Annotated in this window: 13 protein-coding genes; 4 read left to right on the top strand and 9 right to left on the bottom strand. The window is 45.7% G+C overall.

Annotated features, from left to right (window positions below; genetic code table 11):
• Window positions 1-33 precede the first annotated feature (33 nt).
• Together K9J17_14490 and K9J17_14485 are read left to right on the top strand one after the other, a co-directional pair.
• Window positions 34-2,868 carry a T9SS type A sorting domain-containing protein gene (locus K9J17_14490; GenBank protein ID MCF8277939.1) on the top strand — a complete coding sequence of 945 codons (2,835 nt, stop codon included), beginning with the start codon at window positions 34-36 and terminating at the stop codon, window positions 2,866-2,868.
• Window positions 2,869-3,052: 184 nt separating this feature from the next.
• Window positions 3,053-4,324, top strand: a complete 1,272-nt coding sequence (locus K9J17_14485) for a DEAD/DEAH box helicase (protein MCF8277938.1) — start codon at window positions 3,053-3,055, stop codon at window positions 4,322-4,324.
• A gap of 3 nt (window positions 4,325-4,327) precedes the next feature.
• On the opposite strand, the gene K9J17_14480 is transcribed toward K9J17_14485, so the two are convergent.
• Complete coding sequence (locus K9J17_14480; protein MCF8277937.1) at window positions 4,328-6,115, bottom strand: acyl-CoA dehydrogenase family protein; 1,788 nt, start codon at window positions 6,113-6,115, stop codon at window positions 4,328-4,330.
• 71 nt (window positions 6,116-6,186) lie between these two features.
• Between K9J17_14480 and K9J17_14475 the strand changes: the two genes are divergently transcribed.
• Both K9J17_14475 and K9J17_14470 read left to right on the top strand, forming a co-directional pair.
• Window positions 6,187-7,590, top strand: a complete 1,404-nt coding sequence (locus K9J17_14475; GenBank protein ID MCF8277936.1) for a hypothetical protein — start codon at window positions 6,187-6,189, stop codon at window positions 7,588-7,590.
• Between the two features lie 139 nt (window positions 7,591-7,729).
• The gene (locus K9J17_14470; GenBank protein ID MCF8277935.1) at window positions 7,730-9,178 is read left to right on the top strand and encodes an ankyrin repeat domain-containing protein; all 1,449 of its coding nucleotides are present in this window, start codon (window positions 7,730-7,732) and stop codon (window positions 9,176-9,178) included.
• An 82-nt stretch (window positions 9,179-9,260) separates the two neighbouring features.
• Here K9J17_14470 and K9J17_14465 read toward each other — a convergent pair whose 3' ends face one another.
• The 8 genes from K9J17_14465 to crtI form a co-directional block, all read right to left on the bottom strand.
• Window positions 9,261-11,285, bottom strand: a complete 2,025-nt coding sequence (locus K9J17_14465; GenBank protein MCF8277934.1) for a hypothetical protein — start codon at window positions 11,283-11,285, stop codon at window positions 9,261-9,263.
• A 278-nt stretch (window positions 11,286-11,563) separates the two neighbouring features.
• On the bottom strand, window positions 11,564-11,989 hold the full coding sequence (locus tag K9J17_14460; GenBank protein MCF8277933.1) for a hypothetical protein: 426 nt from the start codon (window positions 11,987-11,989) through the stop codon (window positions 11,564-11,566).
• A complete protein-coding gene (locus K9J17_14455) occupies window positions 11,968-13,215 on the bottom strand; it encodes a glycosyltransferase (GenBank protein ID MCF8277932.1) in 1,248 nt (415 codons plus the stop codon). Before K9J17_14455 ends, K9J17_14460 begins: the two co-directional genes overlap by 22 nt.
• Window positions 13,212-13,889, bottom strand: coding sequence for a lycopene cyclase domain-containing protein (locus K9J17_14450; protein ID MCF8277931.1), 678 nt, complete (start codon window positions 13,887-13,889; stop codon window positions 13,212-13,214). Before K9J17_14450 ends, K9J17_14455 begins: the two co-directional genes overlap by 4 nt.
• 82 nt (window positions 13,890-13,971) lie before the next feature.
• Window positions 13,972-14,436: a sterol desaturase family protein gene (locus tag K9J17_14445; GenBank protein MCF8277930.1), complete on the bottom strand. Its 465-nt coding sequence runs from the start codon at window positions 14,434-14,436 to the stop codon at window positions 13,972-13,974.
• Window positions 14,437-14,554: 118 nt separating this feature from the next.
• A complete protein-coding gene (locus tag K9J17_14440; protein ID MCF8277929.1) occupies window positions 14,555-15,034 on the bottom strand; it encodes a hypothetical protein in 480 nt (159 codons plus the stop codon).
• 2 nt (window positions 15,035-15,036) lie between these two features.
• The gene (locus K9J17_14435; protein MCF8277928.1) at window positions 15,037-15,891 is read right to left on the bottom strand and encodes a phytoene/squalene synthase family protein; all 855 of its coding nucleotides are present in this window, start codon (window positions 15,889-15,891) and stop codon (window positions 15,037-15,039) included.
• Window positions 15,892-15,897: 6 nt separating this feature from the next.
• Window positions 15,898-17,379 (bottom strand): phytoene desaturase, encoded by a 1,482-nt coding sequence (gene crtI, locus K9J17_14430; protein MCF8277927.1) that lies wholly within the window; start codon window positions 17,377-17,379, stop codon window positions 15,898-15,900.
• Window positions 17,380-17,508: the final 129 nt, after the last annotated feature.

Raw genomic sequence — 17,508 nt, 5'->3', positions numbered from 1 at the left:
ACGTTTGTGGCTCATCACAAATTCTACCTATACATGGAAAAAATCCTATCTATTCTCGTTCTTACCTTTTTGGTAGCTCAATTCGAAGCCAAAGCACAATGTACCGTAGCGGTTCAGAGCATATCCGAAAACTTTGATGGTTACACTGGCAGCGACCTTCCGGCCTGCTGGAACCGACAGAACAATTGCAACGTGGTGGGTAATCAATTACGCTTGCGCACCGTGAACCAGCCCGAGGCAATGGCCATTTTACCAAAGACGGTCAATGCGCGAGGGGTACTCAGTTTTACTTCGCGCTACATCTACCCTTGGGGGCCTGCTGCAACCATTGAAGTAGGGGTTGTAGATGATCCTGCAAATCCCAGTTCGTTTATAACGCTTGCCAGTTATTCTGCCAATTCGCAGACATTAACGCCTTTCACCTTCGATCTATCGGGATATACAGGTTCATATCAATACATCGCTATGCGAATAGCAACCAACTCGGCCTGGGAGGTTTATTTTGAGGATCTTACCTACGTAAGTGGATGCGAGAGTAACGCTGTTACTGCTATTGGGCAGAACATCAACGTTCAGCTTAGTACAACTGGAGAAGCTACCGTTGATCCAGCCGATGTGGACAATGGTTCTACTTCCGATTGTGGTACACCCACATTCAGCTTAAGTCAAAGTACGTTCTCCTGTTCAGACATTGGTGTAAATCAGGTAACGCTAACAGCTACTGACGTTTCTGGAAATACATCTAACACCATAGTAGAGGTTACCGTGCTTGGTGCAATTACAGACGAAACGGTTTCTGTATCACAGAGCAACCTGTGTTCAAATGGTGCTGCAACGGTTTCTACTGGCGGCTCCATGCTCAATATCAATTACTCGTTAAGGAACGATGCAGACAATTCTGTGGTTGCCGGACCGATTACAGGAACAGGCAACGCACTCAACTTCAATACAGGTACCCTATCATCAACCACAACATTCAATGTGGTTGCAGAAACCATTGGTTCAACTACTTCATCGGCAGTTGATCTGGATGGAAGCAACGATTACATCAACGTGCCAGTAACCTCATTTCTTAATTACGAGCAAGGATTCACATTTGAAGCCACGCTGAAAGCCAACTCAGGAGGCTCAAGAGCCATTTTTTCAGCAGGAACCGCCAGCACGAGCGACATTGAGGTTTACGTACAAGCTGGAGGAAACAGATTGATTGTGGTCTATAACCGAAATAGCCCCGGCTATACCTTGGCTGCAAAAGAATATCCTGTGCCACCACTCAACACATGGTTTCATTTGGCAGTAAGCTATGATGGAAGCACTACAAAAGTTTATTACGATGGTGTAGAGAAGACCGCTTTGGCAACAACTGCGGGTTCTCCGTTACACAAGACCACTGGCTCACAGTTCGATTTCGGTTTCATGCGAAGCAACATCAATAACAATTGGGGATTTGCCACACATTTAGGTGCATTTGATGAGATTCGTTTGTGGGATGATGCACGCAGCATTGGTGAGATTCAAGGCTTAATGAACGAATGCTCGAATGGAACAGGTTCAGGTCTCGTTGCGGTCTATCCATTCAATGATGGTTCAGGTCTGGTTGCAAACGACATCGTTGGAGGAAACCATGGCACTTTGGTCAACATGGATGCCACAACCGATTGGGTTGCTGGGTCTTTCGCCTGCAACAACCCATCTGATCCGGCATGTGCCTTTGAAATGACGCAGACCGTTACTGTAACGGTTGGCGATGCCATTGATCCGGTTCCTGATTCCCAATCATTGAGCACACTCACCGCTCAGTGCGAGGTCACTTCATTGACTGCTCCAACAGCTACGGACAACTGTGCTGGTACCATTACAGGAACGCACAACGCCAGTTTGCCTATCAGTTCAAACACGACCATCACTTGGACGTATGACGATGGCAACGGCAATAGCATTACGCAAACACAAGACGTGGTTGTGAACGACAATACTGCCCCAGTGGCAGACGCAGGTTCTTTGGCTGATGTAACGGCTCAGTGCGAGGTGACTTCATTGATTGCTCCAACAGCTACAGATAACTGTGCTGGAGCAGTCACCGGAACGCACAACGCAAGTCTGCCATTAAGCGCTAGTGCAACCATTACTTGGACCTATGATGATGGCAACGGAAACACCGCGACTCAAACACAGGAAGCGGTGATCAACGACAACACAGATCCAGTTCCGACCGTGGTTTCATTGCCTACAATCACTGAATATTGCGAAGTAGCAAGTGTGGTAGACCCAACAGCCAACGACAACTGTGCTGGTGCCCTCACTGGCACGGCCACCTTGAACCTGCCTATTACCGCAAGCACAACCATTACTTGGACCTACGATGATGGTAATGGAAACACCGTCACGCAAATGCAGGATATTGTGATCTCTGATATTGATGTGGCAACTACTCAAAATGGAGCAACGCTTTCAGCAGACCAAACTGGTGCAACGTATCAGTGGATTGATTGCGATAACAGCAACGCCCCCATTGCGAACGAAACTGATCAGGATTTTACGCCATCTGCAAGTGGAAACTACGCGGTGGAAGTAACCGTCAATGGCTGTACCGAGACCTCAATCTGTGTGAATATGATGGTAACAGGTATCAATGAAGCGAACACAGCCAATCTCCGCATCTTCCCAATTCCAGCTACCGATGTATTGAACATCCTTACTAACGAGACGATTGAGAACCTTGCAGTGTATGCCATGGATGGAAAACTAATAAGCCGCTACGCGCAGAATACGAAGGCAATCGATGTTTCTCAGCTGGCCACCGGAATGTATCTGCTTGTTACGAGAACAGAAGCAGGCGTTTCCCAAACTCGATTTGTAAAAGACTGAGGTATACCATAAAACCCGAAAGGAGTGATGTCCTCTTGGGTTTGATGGGTTTATTGAGAAAGGCCACCTTATGGGCGGCCTTTTTTCGTCTGCACCAACTCTCATTTATAGGAGTACCTTTGCGGCAACAAACAGAAATGGCATTGAACAATTGATGGCTGTTTCGCAACTATCAATTATACATATGTCATTTAAAGACCTCGGGCTATCCCAAGCCCTTCTCAACGCAATTGAGAAAAAGGGATACACAACACCATCACCTATTCAAGAAAAGTGCATTCCAGTAGTATTGGAAGGGAAAGACGTTTTGGCATCTGCCCAAACAGGAACAGGAAAAACCGCAGGATTTGCCTTACCGATCCTTCAGTTACTTTCTGAAGAAAATCAGAAACACAATCGCCCTGTTCGGGCGCTGATATTGACCCCGACCCGCGAATTGGCGGCACAGGTATTGGAAGATGTGAACGATTTTGGCAAGGCCGTAGATATGCGCGCTGCAGTCATTTTCGGTGGCGTAAGCCAAGTGCCACAAGTGAAAGCCTTGCGCGCTGGAGTTGATGTGCTGGTAGCCACGCCAGGCCGTCTGTTAGATCTTGTCGATCAGCGATTGCTTTCGCTAAAAAATGTGGAGATTTTGGTGTTGGATGAGGCCGATCGAATGCTCGATATGGGTTTTCTTCGCGACATCAAACGGATATTGGCACTGCTGCCAGAAAGACGGCAGAACCTTTTATTCTCAGCTACCTTTAGCAAAGACATCCGCAAACTGGCCGAAAGTTTCCTTCATCATCCAGTAACGGTTTCGGCAACGCCTGCCAATACTACGGTAGAGAAGATCACGCAACGTACCATTCGTGTTGATAAGGAACGGAAGACGTCACTTACCATCAAGCTCATTTCAGAAGGCAATTGGCAACAGGTCCTCATTTTTACCCGAACCAAACACGGAGCCAACCGATTGAGTGAGAAGCTGGATAAGGCCAACATCAGCTCGGCTGCCATCCATGGCAATAAGACTCAGAATGCCCGTACTGCTGCTTTGGCAGGTTTTAAAACAGGGAAAATCCGTGTGTTGGTAGCTACCGATATTGCTGCGCGAGGTTTGGATATTCCATTGCTTCCGCACGTGATCAACTACGAATTACCTAACATTCCAGAAGATTATGTTCACCGTATTGGAAGAACGGGCAGGGCAGGAGCCAGTGGCGAAGCGATTTCGCTGGTTGGTGGCGATGAAGTTGATTATGTGACAGCCATAGAGAAACTCTTGGGCGAAAAGCTGTCAAGGAACATCATTCCCGGTTACGAACCTTTAGACCCAGAAACGGCTCCAGAGAAGATTCAGAAAGGGCAGCGCCCCCCACGAAATCAGAACCAGCCAAGCAGCAAACCAAAGCCAAATGGTGCTGGAAGTGCCAAGCCTAAGAACAATAAGTGGCGAGGAGGAAGAAGGTAATCGCTAAATCGAGTACTTCTTCTCCGCAATCATATACTTCACAATCGTTCTGCGAAGGTCCTTCGGATTCACATCGTAGCTCTTAAGCAGTTTACGGACAATGAAGTTGTTTTTCGTTTTCTCCGAACCTGTTGCAAAACTGGTGATGGCATCTTTGGCAGCCTTACGAACGCGTTCTAACGATTCGTACAAGTAAACCTGAACGGCAGCACGTTGAGCAGCTAGTTTTTCCTTATCGCCACCCATCGATTCTAGTTTACGAAGCTTCAATACGGCTGAATCGCAAATGAACGCATCGGCCAAGATATCAGCCAGATTCATCACAATTTCTTGTTCATCAACCATCTTCTTACCTAGCTTTTTGCCAGCGGTAGAAGAGATGAAAAGGAACACATCCTTTATTGCCTGTACTATACGGGCTTCTTCGTCTGCACCCGATTTTGTGCCAGAGAAAACAGAAGAGATAACTCTACTTTGAACTTGTTTTCCAGCTCCGATCAGGTCAATCTCTTTGGTTTTCAACGCACGTTTGGTCAACTCTGCTACCGAAAGCATACGGTTGATCTCGTTGGTTCCTTCATAGATACGCGTGATTCGCGCATCGCGATAGCCCATTTCAATTCCAGCTTCGGCAGAATAACCCATTCCGCCATAGATCTGAAGTGCTTCATCAATCACGAAATCGGCATTCTCAGAACCTTTCACCTTTAGAATGGCACACTCGATAGCGTATTCTCGAATAGATTCGAGTTTCGATTCTTGAACAGGCATTCCTGCAGCCTGAAGTTCTTTTCTTTTCAGGTCGATGTTGCGACCGATGCGGAAAACACCAGCATCCACACAGAAAATGCGTGAAGCCATTTCGCCCAGTTTGTGTTGCATGGCACCGAATTCCACAATTGCAGTTTCGAACTGTTTACGTTCAATCGCATAGCTCAACGCTTGATCTAATGCGAATTTGCTTCCGCCATTTGTTCCAGCAGCTAGTTTGATCCTTCCTGTGTTCAAGATGTTCAAAGCCATAGCAAATCCGCCTTCGCGCTCTCCCAACAGATTCTCAACTGGAATTGGTGTATTCTCGAAGAAAACCTGAACCGTAGACGAACCTTTGATACCCAATTTCTTCTCTTCGGCACCGATTGTAATTCCTCCGAAATCCTTCTCAACTATAAATGCAGAAAGCTTCTGATCAGCGTCAATTTTGGCGAACACAATGAAAATGTCGGCAAAACCACCGTTGGTGATCCACATTTTTTGGCCGTTCATGATATAGTGTGTGCCCTCAGCATTCAAAATTGCTTTGGTCTTGCCCGAATTGGCATCTGAACCAGCTGTTGGTTCGGTAAGGCAATAGCTTGCTTTCAATTTGGCCGAAGCAACGCCTGGCAGGTATTTGTCCTGCTGTGCTTTTGTTCCGTAATAAACGATAGGAAGTGAACCGATGGAAGTCTGTGCACCAATTGTGGTTGCAAACGAAAGTCCCATGGCAATGGCCTCCGAAAAGATCAAACCTGTGTTGAAATCCAAGGCCATGCCGCCATGTTCTTCAGAAATGGCCACACCGCAAAGACCCAACTCAGCCGCTTTCTCCAATTGACCAACAATTTCTGCACGGTCTTTATCTGCTTCAAATTCGCGACCTCGTTCTTTGATCTTATTTTGAATCTCCTGAATACAGAAGTCCTTTACCATTTCTCCGATCATCACCTGTTCTTCGGTGAATTCCTCTCGGATGAAAATATCGTTTGGATTGCCTTTTTCAATAAGAAAAGTACCGCCTTCGAGTGCCATGGATTGAATGTTTGCTGCAAATTTAGAAATAAAGCAATGCGTGCATTGCAAATGACAAATCTCACTTTCAGTTGATCACGATCAAGTTCGGATTCGATTCGAATTGTTTTCTTCGTGGCATGACTACAACGGCCACCGATATTCCAACGCTCGAAGAACTTAGAGAAGTTTTTGATAAGCGCAGACCTTATTTCCACATCAAGAATGGCCGTTCGGAAGATGGTCTATTCAAGTTCGATGTGAAGGAATCGTTGGTTGCATCGGAAGATACCTTCGAAGACGATCTTCTTCTGCTTTCCTTTCCGATTGCCTACATGGATCAAATTGCTCCGATCCTGCATCATTTCAATCTGAATACCAGTAAAGAGAATTTCTTGGAGCAATGCCGCGAGGTAATTGCTGTTGCAGAGAACCATCAGGATGAGAAGGGTGGAGGAAAGATGAGCTTTCAGAGCTTGTTCTACAATATTCCTGAGTCCATACAGTCGGTGAATTACGATGCGATCATCGTGCTATCTATTCACGTTTACGGAAAACAAGAAGAGAATAAGGATTACCGAATTGTAGGCTATATCCACGCCAATGAGTTCGATTTTGCTCCTTACGAAGATGAGACAAAGATTGAACACGGCTATTATTACAACATGCTACGCGTTACAGAACACGCGGAAAATGGCGTAAAAATCTATCGTAGAAAGAAGATCTTCTCATTGATGTTCTCCATTCTTCATCACTTGGTTTATCAGAATGGTGTGAACTTCTGTTTTGCATGCATGGGCAAGGAAAACCAAAGCATCAAAGAAGCGTTGCATCGAAATAGCGCATTGCATGGCGAGTATTACGAGCGTTTGCCTTTTACAATGTATTCCAAGATCAACCGACTTTACGGTAATAAGAAGGAGTACGAAAAGTTGGTGGATATAACCAAGAATGAGCCACTAATGCGCAAGTATTATGTTCAGATGCATCAGAAGATGAAGAACTTTCTGTTCTACAATCATCTTAGATTCGAAGATTTTCAAAAGCTGATGTTGAGCATGAAAGCGTATTCACCTACCAGCGGTGTATATGCGCATTTGGATTCAAGTGGAAACATCATTGCGGCCAGTAGTGCCATGAATTGGGGCGAGTTTCTCACCTTCCAGATTGTAAATCCAAAGGGTGTGTTCATCCTTGCTCAGAAGTCGGGCATCATGAAGAATTTCTTCAAACCTTCCATGGGAATTGGAAAACCTGAGGATTATAAGAAGGTTCTGAAGGGCCTTTGCTACAAATACTGGAAAGAGGCTGGAGTAGGTGTTACCGTGATTTCAACTTCAGAAGGAGATGAATATTACGACATTAATAAAAGCCTACTTGATGATCAGTATGCTTACTTCATTATCTGTAACGATGAGAAGAAGTTGCAACAGTTTAAGAAGCGTTCAGAAGTGAACGGACACCCGATGTTGTTCTTGGATCAGCCAATTATTTAGTGAATAATGATTAGCGAACGGTAACGAGTTGAGACTTATGGTGGTGTGTTGTTTCACGTCAGCTTGATTTACGACAATTCGCGTAGTAGCTGTTTTTCAATTGATTCTACTTTTATTGAATCAACCAAAACAAATAGTTATGAAAAAATTGTCCGTTTATCTTTTCTCAATTTTCATTTCATCACACTCAGTTTTTGCAGGAGATCTGGAAGACCTGTTCACCGCTTCTATGCAATGCGATGTGGCAGGAGTTCAGAGAGCACTTGACGCAGGTGTGGATGTAAACTCCATCAATCCTGCAAGCAACCAAAACGCACTGGCCGCTGCGTTCTTCTGTCCAGAAGTGACGAAGTTACTGTTAGCAAAAGGTTGCGACCCAAATGGAGGTTCGTATCCGGCCATTATCAGCGCAGCCAATTGCTATTCAACCGAAGTAATGAAGATTCTTTTGGAAGGCGGAGCTGACCCAAATGCGGTTGGAACAATCGACCCAGGTCTTCATCTGAGAACCTTGGCTGCCAAAGAGCGGGAAAAAGGTAAGAAGGCGAATAAAGCCATGATCGATGCTTGGGAAGCTGCGGCAAATACGGTTCCTCCATCACGGGTTACGGCTTTGCAACAAACGTTGCAGCAAACCAATTGCGTGCCTTGCTTAGAAATGCTGTTAAAGGCTGGTGCTGACATCAACAACACAGAAGTGGATGGTGGATTGATTCATACGCTGGCGGTTTTTAGTATGGATAAAGACATGCGGAAAGATGGGTTTACGAAAGGTGCTCCCGTGATGGAAACTATGGGAATGAAAGTTCCAGCGTTCTACGGTAACCTGACGGATGACTTGAACGGTACTCCTGCAAAAATGCTTGATCTATTGTTGGGGGCTGGAGCAGATGTGAATGCTAAACGAACGGATGGAGTGAGCGCACTGATGGTTGCAATGAGACTCCATAAATTAGATCTGTCCAAAGAAATGGTAAGAAAAGGAGCAGACGTGGTTTCTGAGTCGGTAGCAGAAATGGGCAAACGCAAAGTGAAGTCTTACCCGATTTGTGCCGCAGCTGAGTTTGCAGATGTTGAGTTGATGCAGATGATCTTGGATAAGAAACCAAACATTGATGTTTCTGTAGAGACGATTGCTTTGGGTGTGACCATGGACTCAAATTATGGTGGTAACGTAACATTTGGTGGCGATGGTTATACGCCACTTATCATCGCAATCATGTCGGGACACACGGATGTAGCCAAGCTTCTTTTGGATGCTGGAGCGAGTGTGAAGATTGGTTCAAGCGGAATTGCTGTGCTTAAATCGGTGGCGTTTTTTCTTAATTGTCTGACCGAGATCAGCAATAAGACACCTATTTATTGGGCTGTAGAACAAGATGACCTTGATTTGGTTGAGAAGATTGCTGAGAAGATGGAGTGGAAGTTCAATCCAGATTTCACCATTAAGCAGTATGGTCCAAAGGATGCAATAGGAAGCTTGATCGTACAATGCGCTAGTTTCAAGAAGAAGCAAAGTCCTTCTATTTATGCCACTACCGTTGGAAATTCAAAGGCTTACGGGTTACTTTCAGCCAAGGGATTATAAATCCAAATGGCACAATTTCAAAAGCCTCGAACAGTAATGTTCGGGGCTTTTTTATTCCCATAGTGAGAAGGGATTGATATCCCTATTGATATTCCGCAAATCCTTCCGAGCAACTCTCGTAAGGTCCATCAATTAGACCGGCATACATTTCTGTGGGCCATTCGCCAACTACAAAGCTATTGGAGCTTATGACGTAAATGGCACTTTGACCGTTAGGATGTGTTGCGCAGAGCCAATAATCCGTGTAGAATAAATAATTGAAGCAGTCAAAGAACTGAACCGTTGGGCCATAGACATAAAAGATATCAGTGTTCGCACCGACCGTGCACTGCACCGACCACGTATAGGTGTATTGCTCAGAACCGCTCGGAACTACCGTTATATCGGTCTGATAGTTGGTTGACAAGGTCAATTCGGCAGGGAAATAAGTTCCTGCTACGATGCTGTCATAGGCGGTGCAACCATTGGCATCTGTAACGGTAACGCTGTATGAGGCACCCGTTGAAAACGATATAGACGAAGATGTCTCACTTGTATTCCAGAGGTAGGTATAAGGCTGAGTGCCTCCATTCATCCAAGCAGACAAAGTATGCAAATTGGAGAGGATGTTGACATTGAAATTGTTGCACCCGATAGAAGCACTGGCCGATGCATCGCAACCATCGGCATCGGTAACGGTTACGCTGTAGCTTTGATTGGGAACAGCGGTAATGGAGTTGCCGGTTGCACCCGTGCTCCACAGATAACTGTATGGCGCGCTACCGCCAGTGGGGTTGGCCGTAAGTGTAGTGCCCGATTCAGAAACTGTAACAGCAAGGTCGCTTCCATTACAACCTAACGATGAGCTTACAGATGCATCGCAGCCATCTGCATCGGTCACTGTTACGCTGTAACTTTGGTTCGGAACAGCAGTAATGGAGGTGCCGGTTGCACCCGTACTCCACAGATAGCTGTAAGGTGCGTTACCGCCAGTGGGGTTGGCGGTAAGTGTAGTGCCCGACTCCGAAATGGAAACAGCAAGGTCGCTACCGCTACAATCGGCTTCTACGGTCACGGATCCGACCGCTGCACATCCGTTCTCATCTACTACACCCACGTTGTAGGTGCCAGGCTCGGAAACAATGATGGTGGAGAAGGTGGCTTCTGTATAGCTGCTTCCCGTTGACCATGTAAAGACATAGGGGCCTCCCGTGCCGCCAGAGGCAATGCCAACCAGTTCGTTGCCGGGATCCACGCCTACGATCAGCGTCACACCATTGGTAAGACAAGGGTTTTCCAGGGGGGTAAGTTCCGGCTCAGGGTCAGGATTGGGATTGGGTACAGGCGTGCCTGTAGGATAGGGTACTTCCTGCGGTAGTTGGTCAGATGCGTTAGCATTGTTCATGGCCCAAAGTGCTGCGCCAACTATGGCCATTCCGAATACCACTGTTGAACCGGCAGCGGCCACGCCAGCAGCCACAACTCCCAGACCAGTTCCTACAAGGCTGCTGCCGCCAATGGCGCCAACCGCTACAGCTACTTCGGCCACAGCTACACCGGTAGCTACTCCGGCAAGCAGACCCACAAAACCGCCATCCTCAATTTCGGCCAATCGTGCCTGATAAATGGGGTCCTCGCTCAGACCACCGTTGGTCATAGAGAACTCCCCAGAATAGATGAGTTCGCTACTGCCATTACTCCAGTTCATGTTGTAAAAACTCATGATCATGCTGGTGTCACCAGCCGGATAATCAAAGGTCAACATGGTCGGTAATCGAGTTCCGTTCACTTCCAGTATGGCCTTGTCAAAACTGTTGTCGCTAGGGTTGATGATCAGATTTACCACTGTATCGCTACCGCTTCTCTGTACACGTATCGTGTGCACCTGATCCGGAATGCCACTTGAATTGTAGTTGCCATAAAAATCGACCACATCGCCCGTATTGGGATCGGTGTACTGAGCCTGAAGCACATTGGCCGTAGCGTTCGGTTGGCCACTTTGATTGGCAAACACAATGAAGTCGGATGTTGGACCGACAGGTGGTTCTTCGTCTTTCTCGCAACCGATCATGCTTGGAAGCACGACAATAAGTAACATAATGATGAAGGCATTCGGTCTTCTGAACATGTTCGGTTGATATGGAGGTGAATGCGTTAAAAGTAACGGAATATTTATATTCTATTCATATAACCGAACAATTGAACCTGCTTCTGACATTGTTACTGGTTATCGGGGTTATTAGTAATGAGGTTAATGACAGTCCGCTTTCCTGCAACTTGTCCATCTGGTCTGTCATGCTGACGAAGGACGCATCTCCTTGGGTATGAGATTTTGCTACGCTGCACTTCGTTTCTTGTGCCCTGCCCCGAATTCCTAACTCCTCATTCCTAATTCCTAATTGCCAATTACTGAATATACAATTGCTTGATCCTCTTCTTAGGCCCGGGGCAGAATTCGGTGTGGCAGTTCATGCACTGATCAACCATTTTATTAAAGCGGAATACAGAAACTGAATCAGCGGCTTCCAAGGCTTTGATGGATTCGATGTAGTTTTTTGCAAAGGCATCGAATACGGGACCACGGACAGTGGCGTCTGTTGGGACGGCAGAGTGTATGTCCTTATATTTCTTGAGTCCTGATAGCTGACGGCCTTCAATAACCAGTTGTTTCAAACTGTCCGATTCTTCGAACATATCGCGCATCAGAAGTGCCAACTCACTATCCCCATTTGGGTTAAGTGGTTTTTGTCTTTTGCACTCCTTTTGTTCACATCCTATCAGCGTTGAAAGGAGAAGAAAGGAAGCAGCCGCTAAGATTGTTCTGATATCCATTTTACTATTGATTGAGTACCATTTTCGTTCTTCATTTTGTTTCCCAAATTCGCAGCACGAAGTTCGAAACTGTTTGAACTCAGGATTTTGAGCACTGCTTTCGATAGATTTTTCGGTGTTGTATTTCGCCTCAAAAGTGTCTTGTCGGCAACTTCTGCTTTTTCAAGTTGATCACCCCAGTAAGATTGATCAAACCCATGCGCCACTACCACTGAAGGTTTGCCCGATAAGAGCGAAGTCTGCGTGGTTCCTGCGCCTCCGTGATCAACAATCACGGAGCACAACGGAAAAATCTCTGAATGTGGAACGCTGCCGATGCAGTAAATTTCCGGGTTCGTTGGTTTCGGGAATCGTTCCCAATCGGATTGAATGATGGTTCGTTTGCCGCTAAGTTTTGCTGCTTCTATCAGCAGCTTAGTGGAGGCTTCCAGATCAAATGCCATGCAAGAACCGAAGGTCATGAATACGGGTGGTTCACCTGCTTCTAGAAAGTCTTTCAGGTCTTCCGGTATTCTCCATTCAGAACCCGAATTTGGTAGGTTCAGGAATCCGGTCATTTGGATGTTTTCCGTCCAGTCTTTTGGGCGAGAAGTGATGAATTGACTTGCTGCAACAATCGTCAGCAGGTCGGAAGTGAAGAGCTCTTTTTGGAGGCTTTTGATTCGCGGCAAGCCTTCACGTTCACGAATCTTATTGGCTGTTTTAAACCAAGTTTGAGTGGCCACAAATCCACCAATTGCCCACAATATGGAGTTGATGGTTGGTCCTAAGTTTATCCCAACGGGTGAGACGTACTTTGACTTCACAATCAACGGTGTAAGAACCAATGAAATACGTGGAACGTTATGCTTTTGACTGGCAGTGAGAAGCGTGTGGCAAACAGCATGACCAATGACCATATCACTTTGCATGCACAGCTTTTCAGATGCTGTGTACATCGCTTCTGAGAATGGATCGAAAAAAAGCTTCAGCAGTTTGGTGTATTCTCTGAAAGAACCAGGTTTTGCGGCTATGGCGTATGGGTTTGTATTCTGAGGTCTTGGTAAACCGCCATCTGCTTTAATGAGTTCAATTCCTTCAGTTTGCGGATGATTAGAGTAATCCTTTCCATCAATACTTGTATACGCGATGATGACCTGATGACCAGCAGCTTTCAAAGCAACGGCCAATGCTAAGAATGGAAAGAAATCGCCATCGGTGCCCCACGTTTGAAGACCGATTTTCATCTTTTGAAATATTCAAAAAGTGAAATATTCGAAGCAATCAGCAAAAAGCCATACATGGAATCTTCAACAGGAATTGTCAGCAATCGGATGCCAAGATTTTCATCATCATTATACCACACGACCGGATTTTCCAATCCTGTTCCTGTGAGAATTCCATTGACGATGAAAAAAGGAATGAGAATAACGAGATAGGCAAAGACCAGTCTGCTCCAATAAGGTTTCTTCAACAGTACAAGATGGGCCAACAGAAAAACAAGGGTGAACACCGATGTCCAAAAAGTGTAGGCTTTATCGCTGTACTTGAATGCCAAAGCAACCAACATGTAAGCAAGAATGGTTGCTCCGTGTCTGGCATATTTCCCAAGCACATCGCGCTTTATAAAATGGTTCAGAACCTCGTAGGTGAACACGCAGCAGTACGGTATGCAAAAGAAGAACAGCACTTCTTCCAAAGGCAGATTGTAAAGTTTAATGCCTGTGAGGTATTGTTGGTTAAATCCCCAAACGCCTTGAGCGGTAAAAATGCTATCCCAAACCAAAAAGAAAATGGCAGGAAGAAGTAGAGCAGGGAAGAGCGCTTTCCACTTTTTGTAAAACTGCAATTTGCTTTCGAACGAGAATGCCAGTGGAACGGCAACTGAACAAAGATTTACGAGCAGATACGTGTACTTCACTTCGTTCAATTATAAATTGGAAATGAACAATGAAGAATTCGAAATTCTAAATCCGAAGCACGAAACAAGCTGATCGATCTGGTCACTGGTCGCTATTCACTGGTCGCTTAAAAAAATTCAAAGGAACGATCAGCATTCCGAAACATTCGCCATCTTCTTTTTCCTTGTGCTTATGATGAGCGAAATGTGCGCGTGCCAATCCTTGAAAGTACCAATGTTTGATCTTGTCGCGATTGCCCCAACGGTTGTGAATGATCACTTCGTGAACGGTGACATACGCAATGCCGTAGAACAGAATTCCCAGTCCGATATAAAAGCGAAAATCAAAGCCATTCATCACACCAAACATCATATTCAGCCAACTTGGAATGGCGAAGATGAGTGCAAACCAATCGTTTTTCTGAAAGAACTTGCCCGTTGGTTGATGATGGTCTACATGCAGTTCCCAAGCAAAGGTGTGCATCACGTATTTATGTGCAAACCACGCCACAAACTCCATTGCCCAAAAGGCAGCCACGACCCATAGTATATTGATGATTATTTGCATCTTCTATTTGATGAGCTAATATGCTAGTGAGTGCAATATGCGAATGAACGAATTCAAATTATCGCGCAAGCCAATTTCTGCCATTACGCTAATTCGCATATTGCTCTAATTCAAAAAGTCAAAGTTTCCCTTCTTCTTCCGCATGTTTAATAAATCCGCGGACGCGTTTTTTAAATTCTTCGCTCGGTGCTTTATCTAGGTTAGCGAGCACAAAGGTTTTGTCGTTTTCCTTATCGCCACCATAGCCTAAAAAGGCGGGCATGTATGTTTGAATGGTCAGTCGGAGAAAGCGCAGTTCAATGTTTTGAGGGTCGTTGGCAATGGATTTCTCCAAGTTGTCTTTTCCGTCCCCGAAAAAGCCCATTTTTTTAAAAACATTCGGATCGTGGCGAGCCATTCCAAGCTCTACAGCGCCTTTGTATCCCAGTAAGAGGTTGCTCTTGCTCACATCGGCCTTTTCGAACAAACCATAGAAATGCGTGCAAACCGTGTCTGTTTTGAACACATCGCCAATATTCTTGCGAATGTCCATCAGCAGATCATCCTGCGCAAATGCAGAAATGGAAAGAAGAAGCAACGCTATAAGGAGCGTTCTCATGATTAAATTAAATTGAAACTGTGTCGAACGTAGGAACCGAACAACAACGATGCCTTTCGTGGTTTAGATATGCTGATGCGTTCGTGCAATATCCGAGTCGAAGGCGTTTTGGAGATTTTGTTGAACAAGGCTGTGTAATAGATGTATGCCAAGTAAACGCCAAATCGCGCCTTTTTAGGTAAGTTCAAAATGCCTTCGTACCCAGCATCAAAATCGGCCTGAATGTCAGCTTCAATGGCCTGTTTGGTTGCGTCATCCAACTTGGAAACATCGATGCCAGGAAAGTAAGAACGGCCCAGTTCATTGTAATCAGCCTTCAGGTCGCGTAGGAAATTGATCTTCTGAAACGCTGAACCCAACTTCATGGCCGGGGCTTTCAGGTTTTCATACATCTCTGCTTCTCCCTCGGTGAAAACTTTGAGACACATGAGACCAACCACTTCGGCCGAACCCAAAATGTATTCTTCGTATTTCTCTTGCGTATATTCTTCTTTCCGTAGGTCCATTTCCATACTTGCAAGGAAACGGTCGATCAATTCGCGGTCAATTCCGTACTGATTCACTACAAATTGAAAGCTGTTCAGAATTGGATTAAGCGATATTTTCTCGTCAATAGCGCGATAGGTTTCTTCCTTGAATCGCTCCAAGAGGTGCGCTTTCGGAAAGTCATGAAAACTGTCTACGATCTCATCTGCAAACCGAACGAAACCATAAATACCATGGATTGGTTTTTCAAAATCCTTGTGAAGAAAACGAATGGCAAGCGAAAAAGAAGTGCTGTAGGTGTTCGTAACCGTGCGACTGCATCGGTGAGACACACGGTCAAAAAGCACTTTCTGGGGTTCGTTCTTGCTCAATTTTCCTTATCGCTTTTTACCAAACTCTTTCTCAATTTGAGCAGCTACCACCTGACCTGAGATGAGCGATGGTGGCACGCCTGGTCCGGGAGTGGTCAATTGTCCTGCAAAGAAAAGATTTTTCAGGCGTTTGTTACGTAATGATGGTTTGAAAATAGCCGTTTGTAGTAGGGTGTTGGCCAATCCGAAGGCATTACCCTTGTAGCCGTTGTAGTCAGTCATATAATCGCGGTGTGCATAACTGCGCTTGTAAACCACGTGTTTTTTGATGCTTTCGCCCGTGATATCTTCCATCCGATCCATCACCAGATTGAAATAATGCTCGCGTGTGCTTTCATCATCATTCAGGTCTACCGCAACCGGGATAAGAATGAACAGGTTTTCGCAGCCTTCTGGCGCAACCGTTTTATCTGTTTTGGAAGGTGCGCAAACGTAGAACAGCGGATTGCTCGGCCATTCTTTCGTGTCGTATATTTCGCCCAAATGCTTGTCGAAATCGGTATCGAAAAAGAGCGTGTGGTGGAGTAGGTGGGCCACTTCTTTTTTCACTCCTACATAAAAGATCATGCACGATGGAGACAGTTGACGGCTGTCCCAATACTTCTCATCGTAGTTGCGATATTGCTTTTCGAGCAAATCCTGTTCCACATGGTGGTAATCGGCACTGGCCACCAAAATGTCTGAAGTAACTTCTTTGTCGTGAATACGGATACCTCGTACGCGATCGTGTTTGGTAAGAATCTGCTTCACGTTCGCATCTGTTTCAATTTTCACACCTTGTTCGAGGCAGATGCTTTCCATCGCTTCGATGATCTTGTACATGCCACCTTGCGGATACCACGTTCCTAAACTCCAATCGGCATAGTTCATCAGCGAATACATGGCAGGCGTTTCGCTTGGTTTGGCACCAAGGAATAGCACTGGGAATTCGAGTATCTGAATCAGTTTCGGGTTCTTGAAATGCTGCCGAATGTGCTTGCTGATGGATTGGAACATGTTCAATCGCAATGCACTCATCATCAATCGGGGATCCATGAATTCAGTCACGAAAAGCCCTGGTTTGAACACGAATTCGCCCATGCCAACCTTGTACTTGTACTGTGCTTCCTTCAGGAATTTCTTGAGTTTATCTGCCGCTCCTTTTTCAATGGATTCTACGAGTTCGTAGATCTCATCAAGTGAAGAAGGGATATCCACAAAATCGTCCTTGCCGAAATAGACACGATAGGAGGGACTTAGTCTATCCAATTGGTAGAAATCGGAAGCTGTGTGACCGAAACGTTGATAGAAATTCTCAAACACTTCTGGCATCCAATACCAGCTCGGTCCCATATCAAACACAAAACCATCTGCCGAATATTGTCTGGCGCGACCGCCAATGCTGTGGTTCTTCTCGTAAATGGTCACATCATGCCCATTTTGCGCGCAGCAGGCAGCTGAAGCCAATCCTGCAAAACCACTGCCTATGATGCTGATTTTCTTTGTCACGCGGCAAAGTTAGCCGATGTGCCGTGGTTTGTCCCTAGTTGCTCAATGACAGTTGTCAGCCTTCTATACACAGCCAAACTGCTAAGCGCCTACCCGTACACATGCACGCCACACTAGCGTGCTACCGCC

This window comes from Flavobacteriales bacterium (genome assembly GCA_021739695.1).
Classification (GTDB): domain Bacteria; phylum Bacteroidota; class Bacteroidia; order UBA10329; family UBA10329; genus UBA10329.
The sequence above is the reverse complement of the archived record's forward strand: the minus strand, read 5'-3'. Positions and strand labels throughout refer to the sequence as shown.

Coding starts and splice junctions, on each gene's coding strand:
- K9J17_14460 (MCF8277933.1), bottom strand. CDS start 11,989: ATGGATATCAGAACAATCTTAGCGGCTGCTTCCTTTCTTCTCCTTTCA.
- K9J17_14485 (MCF8277938.1), top strand. CDS start 3,053: ATGTCATTTAAAGACCTCGGGCTATCCCAAGCCCTTCTCAACGCAATT.
- K9J17_14465 (MCF8277934.1), bottom strand. CDS start 11,285: ATGTTCAGAAGACCGAATGCCTTCATCATTATGTTACTTATTGTCGTG.
- K9J17_14480 (MCF8277937.1), bottom strand. CDS start 6,115: ATGGCACTCGAAGGCGGTACTTTTCTTATTGAAAAAGGCAATCCAAAC.
- K9J17_14445 (MCF8277930.1), bottom strand. CDS start 14,436: ATGCAAATAATCATCAATATACTATGGGTCGTGGCTGCCTTTTGGGCA.
- K9J17_14470 (MCF8277935.1), top strand. CDS start 7,730: ATGAAAAAATTGTCCGTTTATCTTTTCTCAATTTTCATTTCATCACAC.
- K9J17_14455 (MCF8277932.1), bottom strand. CDS start 13,215: ATGAAAATCGGTCTTCAAACGTGGGGCACCGATGGCGATTTCTTTCCA.
- K9J17_14490 (MCF8277939.1), top strand. CDS start 34: ATGGAAAAAATCCTATCTATTCTCGTTCTTACCTTTTTGGTAGCTCAA.
- K9J17_14440 (MCF8277929.1), bottom strand. CDS start 15,034: ATGAGAACGCTCCTTATAGCGTTGCTTCTTCTTTCCATTTCTGCATTT.